The organism is Nitrobacter vulgaris (genome assembly GCF_002028545.1).
GTDB classification, from domain to species: Bacteria; Pseudomonadota; Alphaproteobacteria; order Rhizobiales; family Xanthobacteraceae; genus Nitrobacter; species Nitrobacter vulgaris.
Genome location: NZ_MWPQ01000010.1, coordinates 57501 through 70537, shown reverse-complemented (window position 1 = coordinate 70537; position 13037 = coordinate 57501). Strand labels below are relative to the sequence as shown.

Below are 13037 nucleotides of genomic sequence, written 5' to 3'. Positions count from 1 at the left end.
GTGGATGCCAGTTCGCGTGAAGAAAACGCGTCAAATCAAAATCTTAGAGCCCGCTTCTGATTCCGTCAGAAGCGAACGGCTCTAGTCCGGAGCAAATGATGTCCCGACCGGTGCCGAATCCCGGCATTCTCGATATTGCGCCCTACACGCCCGGCAAGAGTCCGGTACCGGAGGCGGGCCGCAAAGTGTTCAAGCTGTCGGCCAATGAAACGCCGTTCGGCCCTTCGCCAAAGGCGATGGACGCTTATCGCGATGCCGTGGCTCACCTCGAAGGCTATCCGGAAGGCACCTCGCGCGTGTTGCGCGCAGCCATCGGGCGCGCCTATGGGCTGGACCCGGACCGTATTATCTGCGGCGCGGGATCGGACGAGATTCTCAACCTGCTGGCGCATACCTTTCTCAGCCACGGCGACGAAGCGATTTCGACCACGCACGGCTTTCTGGTGTACCCGATTGCGACCTTGGCAAACGGCGCGACAAACGTCGTCGCACCCGAGACCGAGTATACCGCAGACATCGACGCGATCCTCAAGCGGGTCACGCCGAAGACCAAGATGGTCTGGCTCGCTAATCCAAACAATCCGACCGGCACCTACCTGCCGTTCGACGAGATCAGGCGGTTGCGCGCGGGCCTGCCGTCCCACGTATTGCTGGTGCTCGACGGTGCCTATTCGGATTATGTGTCGCGCAACGACTACGAATTCGGCATCGAGCTGGTGGCGACGACGGAAAATACCGTGCTGACCCACACCTTCTCCAAGATCCACGGCTTGGCCTCGCTGCGGATCGGCTGGATGTTCGGCCCGGCGCATATCGTCGATGCCGTGAACCGGATCCGCGGCCCCTTCAATGTCTCGACGCCGGCAATGCTTGCGGCCGTGGCCGCGATCGAGGACACCGCGCACGTTCAGATGTCGAAGGTTCACACGGAAGAGTGGCGCAACTGGCTAACGGACGAAGTGACAAAGCTCGGCCTCAAGGTCACGCCCAGCGTGACGAACTTCATCCTGATCCACTTCCCTGACACCAAGGGCAAGACGGCGTCTGAGGCCGACGTGTTTCTGACCAAACGCGGCCTCGTGCTTCGTGCGCTCGACAATTACGGCCTGCCGAATGCCTTGCGCATGACCATCGGCACCGAGGAAGCCAACCGGCTGGTGGCGGATGGCTTGCGCGACTTCATGGCGCAGGCATGACCGCACCGCCCTTATTCCGGCGGATCGCGCTGATCGGATTCGGCCTGATTGGCGGCTCGATCGCGCGCGCGGCGCGCGCGCAAGGCCTCGCCGGCGAAATCGTGGTCACCGCACGCTCCGCGAAGACGCGTGCGCGGGTGACGGAGCTCGGCATCGCCGATCGCGTGGTGGACACCAACGCCGAGGCCGCAAGCGACGCCGACCTCGTGATCCTCTGTATTCCGGTCGGGGCGTGCGGCGCGGTGGCGCAAGAGATCGCATCTCACCTCCGGCCGGACGCCATTGTCTCCGACGTGGGATCGGTGAAAGGCGCCGTCGTCCGCGAGATGACCCCATATCTGCCCACCAGCGTGCATTTCGTGCCAGCACATCCGGTGGCCGGCACTGAGCACTCGGGTCCGGATTCCGGCTTCGCCGAACTGTTTATCAATCGCTGGTGCATACTGACGCCGCCAGACAAAACGGATATTGCCGCCGTCGACAAGTTGCGCGCGTTCTGGACCGCGATCGGCGCCAGGGTCGAGATCATGACCCCTCAGCATCATGATTTGGTGCTGGCGATCACCAGCCATCTGCCGCACCTGATCGCTTACACCATTGTTGGCACCGCGGACGAACTCGGCGAGGTCACATCCTCCGAAGTGATGAAATTTTCCGCCGGCGGCTTTCGCGACTTCACGCGCATCGCAGCCTCCGATCCCACCATGTGGCGCGACGTATTTCTGGCCAACAAGGATGCGGTGCTGGAAATGCTCGGCACCTTCAACGAAGATCTCTCCAAGCTGACGCGCGCCATGCGCCGTGGCGATGGCGAAGCGCTTTTTGAGCACTTCACCCGCACCCGCGCAATCCGCCGCGGCATCGTCGAGATCGGCCAGGATTCCGCGGCTCCCGATTTCGGGCGGCTGCAGACGGGTGCAAAGAAGCCATAGTGGCATTGCCGGACTCGATCCGGCAATCCATCCTTTTACGAGAAATGATGGGTGCGCGGGTCAAGCACGTGCATGACCGCCGAAGCAGATATCAGCACTCGATCAGAATAGCGGCGGCGTCTGGGCGACCTTCAGCGGCCCGATGAAGATTGCGCCGTTGACGAATCGCAACGGGAAAGAGCGCGCCTTCTTCCCTTCCAGCGTTGCCTCCTGACCGATTGCATTAAGGCCCGCCGTGACCCCGACGTTGGCGTTCTCACGCACGGCCTTACCCAACCCTGGAATAGCCCGGTCCAGCGCGCCGAACAGATTGTCGATATCCTTGGTCTTCACGCCGGGCGCGACCTTGTCGAGAGTGGCCTGCGGCACGCCCTGCTCCAGCATTTTATCGATTCCGAGCGCCGGAATCACCTTCTCGAAACCGGTTGCTGTCATGTGTAACTCGCCGTCGAGGTGCCCATCGGCGGTAAGCCCTAGCGAGCCTGCGGCTATCGCGATCAGATCGCCTTGCTGGATACGCGACTGCTTGATCTCGATGCGGCCGTCCGCCGCCTGCAATTCGCGAAACCGCACCGGCCAGGGTTTCGGCGTGACATCCTTCAGCCCGTGTACGATCGCACGGATATCAGCATCGAATGGCGCAGTCAGCACCGGATGAACGTCCTGAATGGTCGCCCCGGTCAATTCAAGGACAGCCTCGATCGCCGGGTGATCTGGTCTGGAGTTCTCCGCGATGCGGCCGTGAAGCTCGACTTGCTTGGCGCGCGCAACCGGGGTCTGCACCGAGGCTGCGACATGGTCGATCGCAGGATCTTGGAAAACGATATCCGCGCTCTGCGGAGTACCTGGCAATCCGACAATGCTGCTGCGCGCGATGCTCCAGTTGACGACCATCACCGGCTGTCCATGTTGGGATAGCGTTGCCGGGGCTTTGAACTCTGCGATCAGCAGTTTCGGAGTATAGATCTGCGCGACCACCAGGATATCCCCGAGGCGCGCAGTCAGTGGCGCTATCGCCGCCTGATCGGCCGTTTGCGACTTTAGCTCGACGGTCGCGTCCTTGCAGTGAACCTCAAGACGGAAGGGGAATCCGGCGACAGTCCGCTTGGCGCAATCATAGTTGCGCCCGGACGCGGCCTCGCGCGCGCGCCAGGCATCGACCGTCTGATCGACCTGGGAGGCGGCATAAAACCAGAACCCACTCCAAGCCGCGGCGGCGATGACCACCAGCACGGGCATGACGAAGACGGGCCAAAGACGGTGCTTGCGAGAGGCGTTGGCAGCGTTCATGCGGGAGGCTGGCTCATGAATTTGTCAGGTGGCGGGGGTCTCCGACCATAGTCGCGCAACCTCGGCAAAACCAGCCCCTTTCGTTCCGCTTCGCCTGGCGGTGCGGCTCTGTTAAAGCATCTGTTGGCCGGGTAAATCCCGGCTAGCCCTAAGAAAATGCTCTCAATTATAATAGCTTGTGCGTATTCGGTATCCAATTTGCGGGATACGCTCTGGTTGGAGCGTGGATGAGTGTGCAGGAACAAGTTGACCCGGCTATTGGTAGGTCCGACAGCGATCTCTGGGTATTTGCCTATGGTTCGCTGATGTGGCGACCGGGATTCGATTTTGCCGAACAGATTCCGGCGCGGCTGATCGGCGAGCACCGGGCGCTCTGCGTCTACTCGTTCGACCATCGCGGGACGCCGGAGAGACCGGGGCTGGTTCTCGGGCTTGACCGGGGGGGAGCTTGCCGGGGCATCGCATTCCGCGTTGCAGCCAACCGGCGCGAGACCACAATTGCGTATTTGCGGGAGCGCGAGCAGACCACCCACGTCTATCGCGAGGTGACGCGCTCCGTCTGGCTCGAGGACGACGCGCGTCGGCGGGTCAGCGCGCTTGCTTACGTGGTCGATCGCGGACATGTCCAGTATGCCGGACGGCTGACGCTGGCTGAACAGGTCCATTATGTCCGCCAGGGGCACGGCCGATCCGGACACAATCGGGACTATGTCTTGTCGACCGTGAAGTCGATCGAGTCACAGGGCTTTCGCGACCCTAAACTTCATCAGCTGGCAGAACTGCTGCACAATGATGCGCGGTTGCCCAAGTAGGTGCGATGCAAGAAGTTTTGAATAGGACTCTTGGCGTTTCGAGATCATGCTCTAATCCTCCGCCGCCCGACCCAACAACCGCCCCTGCTCACGCAGTCCCATCTCGACCAGGGAAGCGGTCGACCCTTCGATCGACACCATCAACCGCGACATGAATTCATCGCGCCGCAATCCCGGTGGCAGCGGTTCGAGGAATTCAACCGTAATCGTTCCCGGATAACGCAGGAACGTCCGGCGGGGCCAGCACAGACCGGAGTTGAGGGCCACCGGAACACACGGCACATCGCCTTCGGCATAGATCATGGCGACGCCGCTCTTGTAGGCTGGCGGGGCTCCGATCGGACGTCGCGTGCCTTCCGGGAAGATGACGAGTTGACGCCCGAGACGCATCTCCTCCCGCGTCATCCGGATCAGCATCTTGAGCGAGCGTATGCCGGCTTTGCGGTCGATGCCGATCATGCCCGTCTTCATCAGATACCAGCCAAAGAACGGAATCCATGTCAGCTCGCGCTTGAGGATGACGACCGGCTGATCAATGAGACTAAAGAGGGCGAAGGTCTCCCACATCGACTGATGTTTCGAGGCGAAGATCAAGGGGCCCTTTGGAATCCTCCCGGTACCGAGGATTTTGACGCGCGTGCCGCAGATGACGCGCATCAGCCAGATATTCCAGCGTCCCCAAGCCTTCGCCATCCTGACCAACACCGCGCGCGGCATCACGAATGTCGGCAGCGCGGCAACGATCCAGACTGCCATCGTCAAATAGAACAAAACGTTGAAGACCAGCGAGCGCACAAAGATCGAAATCATCAAGCATCCAATTCCGTGGTGTTAATTGGCGCGTAGTCTAATTGCAAAAGCCCGAAGCCGGACGGCGTGGTCGAACGCCCCGGTCGGCTAATCGCCGTTTTCGGGGGGAAGTTCGAGGCCAAGATGGGCCAGACGAACCCGCGCTTCCGCAGCGATGTATTTGACATACTCCGATAACAAGAGCCGCAGGGTAGCGGCGCTGGTCCACCATGGCTCTTCGCGCCACTTGTCACCGATGACCGCGAACGGAATCAAGGTGACGTTCGGCATCGCGTGCGACAGTTCGACGATGGCGCGAGGCATATGATAATTCGACGTCACCACAATTAGCGAACGGAAGCCCTGCTCGTCGACCCAGCGCCGCGTCTCGCTTGCGTTGCTCCGGGTGTTAACCGCGGAGCGATCGAGATCGACGCAGCATGTCAGCAGTCGCTGGTTGTCCGGCAACGAGCGTGAAATATCGCTGACCCCGTTGGTCGGATGAACACCCGAAATCAGCAGCCGCTTGCCGTAGCCGCCGGCCAGCAACTCGACGGCATCGGAAATCCGCGACGAGCCGCCGGTGAGCACGACAATGCCGTCCGCGTTACCGGCAGGCTTTGTCTCCACCCCTCGCAGTTGCGACAGAAATCCGACGAAGCCCACCCCTGCCCCGACAAAGGCAATCCCAACGGCGGCAACCGCGGCCGCGAGCAACGTGCGGCGCCGCCGCGCCGGCACCCGACCCGAGGCTTCCGGTTTGTCATGGCGGGTTTGTTCACTCATCCGTTCGATGTCCTGGTCCCCTCGACTTTAGTGCGTTTTGGGGCGAAGTGGAATTCGGCCGCGCCGGAATGTCGCGCTGGCCCTGAGCGACTGCTCAATCGATCTCATCAAGCGTCGCGAACAATGTGCGGCGGGAAGCCCAGGCGGTGACCGCCGCAATCAGGACCGTCTGGCCAGCCAGCACGAGATAGCCGGACGGGCGCAGCGAGAACGTGCCCAGCAGCGCCGCAAACTGATCTCCCACCGGCGTTCCGGAAAACCAGTTGGCGATCGATTCGGAGAACCCGAACATCAGCATCGCGGCGACACAACCGATCACGCCGCCCCTCAGCCCGAGCCGCAGGAAATGACGCAGAAAGTGATTGGCGATGTAGCGGTCGCTGGCCCCGACGAAATGCAGCACCTCGACGATCGGACGATTGGCCGCCATGGCCCCCCGGGTCGCGAACGATACCGAGATAATGGTCGCAATAATGACCAGCGCGAGAACCCCGATTCCGGCGAACACGGTCGCGTTGGTCATCGATCGCATCCGGTCGATCCAGGCGCGATGGTCGTCCACGCTGGTCGAGGGCGCCAGTTGCGTCACGCGGCTACGAAGCCCTTCCAGATCGAGCCTGGTCCCCGGCGCGGCGCGCGCCACAATCATGCGCGGTATCGGCAGATCGTCGAGCGACAGACCGCTGCCGAGCCAAGGCTCCAGCAGCTTGCCCGACTCCTCCTTGGTGTACGGCCGGACATCGAGGATACCCGGATGCTCCCGAGCCGCGGCGGCGACCGCGGTTACATCGCGCTCGAGGTCGCGACCGGCGACGGGACGCACCTGGATGGTGATTTCGCTCGCGACCTCCGACTGCCATTCCGCAGCCGAAGCGTTGATCAGAAGTACCGCCCCGGTCGTGATCGACGCCAGAAACGTCATGATGGCAACAACGGCCACCAGAGCACGGCCTGCGATCGATGCACGCGGTACGATCGGCGACATATTGCGTGCGCGGACCGGCACCTGCGGGCGTTCGCGCCCGAGATCCATCAGCACATCGTGTCCGTCCCCTGCCTTACTCATAGATGTGCAGCCGTCCCTGATGCAGCACCAGCCGCCGCGCGTCGTACTGATCCATCAGAGCGATATCGTGGGTGGCAATGATGACCGCCGTGCCGGACTTGTTCAACTCGATGAACAGCCGCAGCAAACGTTGCCCAAGTGTCGGATCGACGTTGCCGGTCGGCTCGTCTGCCAGCAGAAGCTGCGGTCGCGCTATCACCGCGCGAGCGATCGCCGCGCGCTGCTTCTCCCCTCCGGACAGGACCGGCGGCAGCGCATCCATGCGCTCGCCAAGACCCACCCACTTCAGAAGATCGATGACTTCGCGGCGGTAGGTCGACTCATCGCGGCCCATAACCCGGAATGGCAATGCGACGTTTTCGTAAGTTGTCATGTGGTCGAGCAGGCGAAAGTCCTGCCACACGATCCCGATACGCTTGCGCAAGTCGGCGATCGCATCCTTGCTCAGCAGCGAGACGTCCTGACCGAACAGGTTGACAAGACCCCTCGTCGGCCGCAGCGACAGAAAAAGCAGCCGCAGCAGGGAGGATTTACCGGCACCCGACGGGCCGGTGAGGAACTGAAAGGAACGGGCGGGAAGATTAAAGCTGAGGTCGCGCAAAATCTCCGGGCCGAGCCCGTAACGCAAGCCGACATTTTCGAACCGGATCAAGCCTTGTGTCCCGATTTCCAAGTTCGCAATATTCCAGCGTTTCCTTTCGCGAACCTGGGATTCGAAAGGACACTAATGTGCCGGTTTCCGAAGTTCGCCCTCCATGCAACAACTCAATGATTCTGGTGTGGTTGGACCGAAAGGTCCCTTGATCACCTCGCTGAATGAAGAAAATGGATCATCACCACACGAACGTTCGGTCGAGGGAGGCTGACGCCGGCGCGGCCCCAACCACATCTGTGGCCTCTGGAACAAAGCTCACCCTCGTCCCCTTGTGCGTCGGTTATGGTTTCCGATTCGTTAACGGTCAGCGCGTAGACTTCCGGCAGTCACTTCTGGCGATTCGTCCATGCACATTGTATGCCCACACTGTACGACATCCTATGCGGTCGATCTCGCAAGTTTCGGCGGAACGGGCCGCACCGTCCGCTGTTCGCGCTGCAAGAAAACATGGCGGGCGACGCCTGACAATATCGCCAACGTTCGCATCCCCACGATGGCGGGAGCGGACGAGATGGCGGGATGGACCGACCCTCCGAAGACCGGCGACATGCCGTCCGTCGACAGTCCGTCGATCGCCAGCGATTTGCCGAAATCCCCCGAACTCGGGGGGCCGCCACAGGATCTCGCCGGTGTCTGGACTTCGCCGGCCCGACAAGACAATACGCCCCACGACAATACGGCGCGCGATGACAAGCGTCCGCTCTCCATTGCTTCGCGGTTCCGCGACCGGCTCAAGCCCTTATTCGCACTTCGCCCGCCAGCGATCACTCTGAACACCTTCTGCGTCGCGATGGCGGCGATGGTGCTGGCTCTTGTCATCTGGCGCGTCGAGATCGTGCACCTGCTGCCGCAAACCGCAACGTTCTATCGGCTGGTCGGACTGGAAGTAAACCTGCGCGGGTTGGCCTTCAAAGACGTCAAGACGTCCACCGAAACCGTCGACGGCAAGCCGGTGCTGGTGATCGAAGGCATGATCGTCGCGCAAAGCCGCAAGCCGGTCGAATTGCCGCGCCTGCGCTTCAGTGTCCGTGACGCGCATGAAACCGAAATCTACGCGTGGAACGCAGTGCTCGAGCAGGCAGCGCTCAAGCCCGGCGAAAACGTCTGGTTCCGGACACGGCTGGCGGCCCCGCCATCTGAAGGCCGCAGGATCGGTGTTCGCTTCTTTAACCGGCAGGACCTTGCGGCCGGGAACGGAGCCTGAGTCATGGCGCGGGTTCTGATCGCTGACGACGAGGACTCGATGCGTTCGCTTGTCGCCCGCGCCATCGCCATGGACGGCCACGAGACAGTGACGGCGGCCGATGGCGCCGAAGCGCTGGATATTCTGACCGGTGACGCGCGCGCTTTCGACCTTCTGCTCACTGACATCAAGATGCCGATCATGGACGGCATTGCGCTGGCTCTCGCGGTCGCTCGCGATTTCCCCGACCTGGTCATCCTGCTGATGACAGGTTTCGCCGATCAGCGCGAGCGCGCCTCGGGTCTCAACGCTATTGTGCACGACGTCGTTACGAAGCCGTTCTCGGTGGCCGATATCCGCTCTGCCGTCGCCGGGGCATTAAGCACGCTGACTGACGGAACGATCAGTAATCCTTAAGCAACCGTTCGATGTAATCGAGTTCGATTTTCGGCCGTGACGGATCGGCGATGCGGCGGCGCAACTCTTCAAGAATGCGGCGCACTCGCTGCACGTCAATTTCGCCAGGAATTTTGACTGTCGTATCGTTGCCAAACTCGCGGCCATGCAGCGGGCGCCCCAACGGGTCAGTCTGACCGCCGTTCTGCCGGCCCACTCGACTATCCGGCCCGTCTTCACCCTGCTGCAAAGCTTCGGCAAGGCTTCGAGCGCCCTTGCGCAGCGCATCGAGGGCCCGGCCTTGCGCGTCGACGGCGCCGTCGGCATGGCCTTCGCCAAGCCGGCCGTCGGCCTGGCCCATTGCGGAATCGGCCTGACCGAGATCGTCACCCGGCCCGGCCGACTGCCCTTGCATGCCGTGCTGGCTCGGCCCCATTCCGCGTTTGGCAAGTTCCTGCTGCAATGTCTGAAGCCTGTCACGCAGGGCCTGCTGATCCCGCTGCAGGCCACTCATGGCATTCTGGTCGTTGGGCTCTTGGCTGTGATCGCGACGCGAATCCAAACCCTGCCTGTAGGTCTTGTCGCGCAACTGCTGCTGCTTTCGGATCATGTCACCGAGTTCATTCAGCGACTGTTGCAGATCTCCTCCCTCACCCTGGCCCGGCTGCGCCATTTGCAGATTCTCGAGCATCTGCTGCAACTGATCGAGCAATTGCCTGGCGGCGTCCTTGTCGCCCGAGCGGGACAGACGCTCCATGCGCTCGATCATGTTGTCGAGGTCCTGCGGGCGCATGACCCTGCTGTTGGGATTGAGCGGACGCGCCAGTTGCTCCGGATTGTCGCGCATCTGTTCGGCCAACTGGCGCAGGTAATTATCCAGCGCCGCGCGCAGATTCTCGGTGAGCTTCTTGATCTCCTCATCGCTCGCGCCGCGCTCCAATGCTTCCTTCAGTGCATCCTGCGCGGCACGCAGCGCTTTCTCGACGTCGGTGATATTGCCGTCCTCGATGCTTACGGCGAGCCCCCAGAGGCTGGCGACGACCTCACGCAACTGGGCATCGATGTGCGCTTCCTCGAGCTGCTTCGTTACGCTGTAAAGACCGAGATACTCCCCCACCTTGGGAGTGAATACCTCGGGGGCGATCAGGAGAGCATCGAGTGCCGTATGGACCTGCTTATTCTGATTAGCGTCCAGCGCCAGGATGCGGCGCTGCTCGATCAGCGCGCGCGCAAGCGGTTTAGTGAACACGCGTTCCGGCAGGCGCAGGTCGAGCGGTTCGCTGCGCCCCTCGTTTCCGGCATCGTCGCGCGCGGTCAGCGTCAAGGTCACTTCGGCGCCAGCGTAGGGACTTTCGCTCAGATCCTTGACCGTCTGCCCGATTCCGCTGCGGGGTCTGGCATTCGGCAACACCAGCGCGAATTGCGGCGGATCGAACAATGGGCGCGCAACCGCCCCGTCCTTTGCAGCGGGTCCGGGCCGGGTCGAAAATTCCGCATGGGCTTCGGTCACGCCGTAATCGTCCTCCAGGCGATAGGACATCAGCAACGATCCGCGCGCCTGGCGCTCCGGCCGCTTGGCCAGCGATATGGCCGGGACGCGATCGGCAATTGCGCTAAATGTCCATCGCGGTAGCCCCGCCGGGGCGCGCACACGAGCCGTACCATCCGCGACAATGGTGAAATGCCGCTCGTTCGTACCTTCCGGGGGCTTGTCGGCATTAGCCTTTTCAGTCACGCCGCCGCCGAGCGCGACGTCGAAGTTGCCTCCGCTCGAACGCACGGTCAGCGTGCTGCCCGCAGGCACCGGAAGCGGCCCGCCATCAAAGGACGCTGCATCCGCGTTGGTCTTGGACAGAATGATCGGGGGCTTGCCGGTATAAGGCGGCGGAGCCACCCACGCATCGACCCTGACATTGGTCGATGTCAGCATTCCATTCCAGTCGAACGCAGCAGCCACGCGCTCGGTCCGTTCGCCGTCCGCCGCGATATAGGTGGCGACCATCAGCACCATCACCAGCGATCGCAGCGCCCAGCGGTCGTGCAGCGGTAGCCTCGGCGACGGCAACCCGGCGCGAAGACGCTTGATCGCCGTCAACGTGCGCGCGCGCTGTGCCTGCCACAAAGCATGCGCGACCGGATCCCGGGTCGCCAGCGTGTCGGCGAGCGCGGTGACGGGACGATGGCGAAGGCCAGCACTGCGGTCGAGCCGGCCCAATCCTTCCTCGCGGCTGGGCCAGCGGAACCTGATGGCAGGCGCCATCGCCGCAATGGCGAGCAGAACAAATGCAGAAAGGGCAACGGCACGTCCCATCACCGGTAGAACAAGCCAAACGCCGGCCCAGGAAACCGCCAGAAAAAGCCCGCCGACGCAAAGCAGCCGCGCAACATGCGGCCATGCCCTTTCCCATGCGATCACCCACCTTGCGCGCTGCAGAGCTCGCGTCAGTTCAAGTCCCGCCAACTCGCGCTGGTCGCCGTCCTGACTGGATGGATCGAAGGGAACACCGCTCAACTGTGTCTCCGGGCTACTGGAGCCATTCCGGCCTTGGAGTCTTTCCGCTTCTGACAGAATGAGAAGCGTGATGATTTTGATCTGTGTTTCTTCAGACGGCGCGGCGCCTGATCCGGGTCAAACCCGCGCATCGCCACTCGAAACGAGATAAACAGCACCTTACCACGGCGGCGGCAATGAGGCATCGGAAACGACTGAACCGCTCGGGCTCAGCCTGACGGCGTGATGCGCCGGTCGGTCCAGTCAGGCCAAACCGGTCCAGGTCTTCCGCAACAAGAACGCTCAGAGCGGCAATTGCGGGAAACAGGTCAATCGAACAAACCTGGCGTGTGATTGATGATCGCGCCCTCGATGGTAAGCATTTTCAGCTTGGTCGCAACGCCGCCGTTCGCCGAGAAGCCTCCCGGTTTGTCGCCGGCTGCAAGCACGCGATGGCACGGCACCACGATCGGACACGGATTACGGCCGAGCGCCTGACCGACATCGCGCGACAGTTCAACGCCGCCGAGACGTTTGGCGATATCGCCATAGGTCATCGTCCTGCCCGGAGGAATGGTGCGTGCGATGTCATAAACGCGGCGATCAAATTCGCCTACGCCGTCGAGATTGAGCACCACATTGGATAAATCGGCCGGCTTACCTTCAAGCAACGCATACATGCCGTCAATCGCAGCCTGTACAGCGTCCGGCGGAACTGCCTCTGCAACGCTCCCGAAACGCTGGAGAATGCGCATCCGGGTTTTGTCCTTATCCGGCAGCGGCAGTTGCACCGCTTCGACGCCACGCATCGTCCAAACGATACCGCAAACTCCAATCGCGGTATCGAACAGCGCGAATTTACGATCATCTGGCTGTTCACTCACGGATCGCTCCGTCGCAGACTGGCGTATTCATGTTAAAGGGATTGCGTCTCACAAAAACTCGCGATCACGCCGACTTGGGCTGGCGCACGCAATAGAATGGTGATCATCTCCTATACCGCGCAGCCGAACTTCAGGAGACCACGGCGCGCTCCATCGCCACTTCCTCCTTGAGGTGCTCAATGTCCCGATAGATCGAGGATACCGCCAGCACGCGCCCCTGATGTTTGTAGCGCAGCAGGCAATCCCGATCAGCGACGTTTCCGTCGACCTCGATATGATCCCACTTTAACGCATGTCCGAGATAATTGATTGGCACATCGTAATGCTGGCTCCAGAAGAACGGCACAGCGTCATACTTTTCGTTGTGTCCTAGCATGTTGCGCGCGGCAACCTGGCCCTGACGTTGTGCTACCACCCAGTGCTCGACGCGGATGTTCTCCCCGAAACGCGAATCGGGCCAGCGCGCGATGTCGCCGGCCGCATAGATGCCGGGAGCGCTTGTTTCCAGGAACTCGTTGACGAGTACGCCGCGGTCGATCTTCAGTCCCGCCTTCTCC

At 61.9% G+C, this 13037-nt stretch carries 13 protein-coding genes (1 of these 13 only partly in view); 5 read left to right on the top strand and 8 right to left on the bottom strand.

Annotation, left to right across the window (positions count from 1 at the left end; genetic code table 11):
• The first annotated feature begins 98 nt into the window (after window positions 1–98).
• Both B2M20_RS03650 and B2M20_RS03645 read left to right on the top strand, forming a co-directional pair.
• Window positions 99–1196, top strand: a complete 1098-nt coding sequence (locus B2M20_RS03650) for a pyridoxal phosphate-dependent aminotransferase (RefSeq protein WP_079445787.1) — start codon at window positions 99–101, stop codon at window positions 1194–1196.
• Window positions 1193–2128 (top strand): prephenate/arogenate dehydrogenase family protein, encoded by a 936-nt coding sequence (locus B2M20_RS03645; RefSeq protein WP_079445731.1) that lies wholly within the window; start codon window positions 1193–1195, stop codon window positions 2126–2128. Before B2M20_RS03650 ends, B2M20_RS03645 begins: the two co-directional genes overlap by 4 nt.
• 102 nt (window positions 2129–2230) lie before the next feature.
• Here B2M20_RS03645 and B2M20_RS03640 read toward each other — a convergent pair whose 3' ends face one another.
• On the bottom strand, window positions 2231–3418 hold the full coding sequence (locus tag B2M20_RS03640; protein WP_079445730.1) for a DUF2125 domain-containing protein: 1188 nt from the start codon (window positions 3416–3418) through the stop codon (window positions 2231–2233).
• Window positions 3419–3645: 227 nt separating this feature from the next.
• Here B2M20_RS03640 and B2M20_RS03635 point away from each other — a divergent pair, with 227 nt between their 5' ends.
• Entirely contained in the window at window positions 3646–4230 is a 585-nt protein-coding gene (locus tag B2M20_RS03635) for a gamma-glutamylcyclotransferase (protein WP_079445729.1), read from the top strand.
• 51 nt (window positions 4231–4281) lie between these two features.
• Here the strand turns inward: B2M20_RS03635 and B2M20_RS03630 are convergent, their stop codons facing one another.
• The 4 genes from B2M20_RS03630 to ftsE all read right to left on the bottom strand — a co-directional run bounded on the left by B2M20_RS03630 (window position 4282) and on the right by ftsE (window position 7523).
• Window positions 4282–5040 (bottom strand): lysophospholipid acyltransferase family protein, encoded by a 759-nt coding sequence (locus B2M20_RS03630; protein ID WP_079445728.1) that lies wholly within the window; start codon window positions 5038–5040, stop codon window positions 4282–4284.
• A gap of 87 nt (window positions 5041–5127) precedes the next feature.
• Window positions 5128–5805 carry a YdcF family protein gene (locus B2M20_RS03625; RefSeq protein ID WP_079445727.1) on the bottom strand — a complete coding sequence of 226 codons (678 nt, stop codon included), beginning with the start codon at window positions 5803–5805 and terminating at the stop codon, window positions 5128–5130.
• A gap of 94 nt (window positions 5806–5899) precedes the next feature.
• Window positions 5900–6871 carry a cell division protein FtsX gene (locus tag B2M20_RS03620; RefSeq protein WP_079445726.1) on the bottom strand — a complete coding sequence of 324 codons (972 nt, stop codon included), beginning with the start codon at window positions 6869–6871 and terminating at the stop codon, window positions 5900–5902.
• On the bottom strand, window positions 6864–7523 hold the full coding sequence (ftsE, locus tag B2M20_RS03615) for a cell division ATP-binding protein FtsE (protein WP_079445725.1): 660 nt from the start codon (window positions 7521–7523) through the stop codon (window positions 6864–6866). Before ftsE ends, B2M20_RS03620 begins: the two co-directional genes overlap by 8 nt.
• Window positions 7524–7872: 349 nt before the next feature.
• On the opposite strand from ftsE, the gene B2M20_RS03610 reads away from it, so the two are divergent.
• Window positions 7873–8730 (top strand): MJ0042-type zinc finger domain-containing protein, encoded by an 858-nt coding sequence (locus tag B2M20_RS03610; RefSeq protein ID WP_079445724.1) that lies wholly within the window; start codon window positions 7873–7875, stop codon window positions 8728–8730.
• Window positions 8731–8733: 3 nt separating this feature from the next.
• Window positions 8734–9126 (top strand): response regulator, encoded by a 393-nt coding sequence (locus B2M20_RS03605; protein ID WP_079445723.1) that lies wholly within the window; start codon window positions 8734–8736, stop codon window positions 9124–9126.
• Here the strand turns inward: B2M20_RS03605 and B2M20_RS03600 are convergent.
• From B2M20_RS03600 to B2M20_RS03590, 3 genes are all read right to left on the bottom strand, one after another.
• Window positions 9113–11617: a TIGR02302 family protein gene (locus B2M20_RS03600; RefSeq protein WP_079445722.1), complete on the bottom strand. Its 2505-nt coding sequence runs from the start codon at window positions 11615–11617 to the stop codon at window positions 9113–9115. The two genes, B2M20_RS03605 and B2M20_RS03600, sit on opposite strands and share 14 nt — an antisense overlap.
• Window positions 11618–11925: 308 nt before the next feature.
• Window positions 11926–12480 carry a methylated-DNA--[protein]-cysteine S-methyltransferase gene (locus tag B2M20_RS03595; protein ID WP_244553407.1) on the bottom strand — a complete coding sequence of 185 codons (555 nt, stop codon included), beginning with the start codon at window positions 12478–12480 and terminating at the stop codon, window positions 11926–11928.
• Window positions 12481–12610: 130 nt separating this feature from the next.
• Window positions 12611–13037, bottom strand: partial view of an FAD-dependent oxidoreductase gene (locus B2M20_RS03590; RefSeq protein ID WP_079445785.1) — the end only. Its footprint extends 1094 nt past the window's final position; only the last 427 of its 1521 coding nucleotides appear in the window; its start codon lies off the right edge, out of view; it ends in the stop codon at window positions 12611–12613.

Bases quoted from the DNA above. Each gene is read 5' to 3' on its own strand.
- B2M20_RS03645 (WP_079445731.1), top strand. From the start codon at position 1,193: ATGACCGCACCGCCCTTATTCCGGCGGATCGCGCTGATCGGATTCGGC.
- B2M20_RS03635 (WP_079445729.1), top strand. From the start codon at position 3,646: ATGAGTGTGCAGGAACAAGTTGACCCGGCTATTGGTAGGTCCGACAGC.
- B2M20_RS03620 (WP_079445726.1), bottom strand. From the start codon at position 6,871: ATGAGTAAGGCAGGGGACGGACACGATGTGCTGATGGATCTCGGGCGC.
- B2M20_RS03610 (WP_079445724.1), top strand. From the start codon at position 7,873: ATGCACATTGTATGCCCACACTGTACGACATCCTATGCGGTCGATCTC.
- B2M20_RS03650 (WP_079445787.1), top strand. From the start codon at position 99: ATGTCCCGACCGGTGCCGAATCCCGGCATTCTCGATATTGCGCCCTAC.
- B2M20_RS03605 (WP_079445723.1), top strand. From the start codon at position 8,734: ATGGCGCGGGTTCTGATCGCTGACGACGAGGACTCGATGCGTTCGCTT.
- B2M20_RS03630 (WP_079445728.1), bottom strand. From the start codon at position 5,040: ATGATTTCGATCTTTGTGCGCTCGCTGGTCTTCAACGTTTTGTTCTAT.
- B2M20_RS03625 (WP_079445727.1), bottom strand. From the start codon at position 5,805: ATGAGTGAACAAACCCGCCATGACAAACCGGAAGCCTCGGGTCGGGTG.
- B2M20_RS03640 (WP_079445730.1), bottom strand. From the start codon at position 3,418: ATGAACGCTGCCAACGCCTCTCGCAAGCACCGTCTTTGGCCCGTCTTC.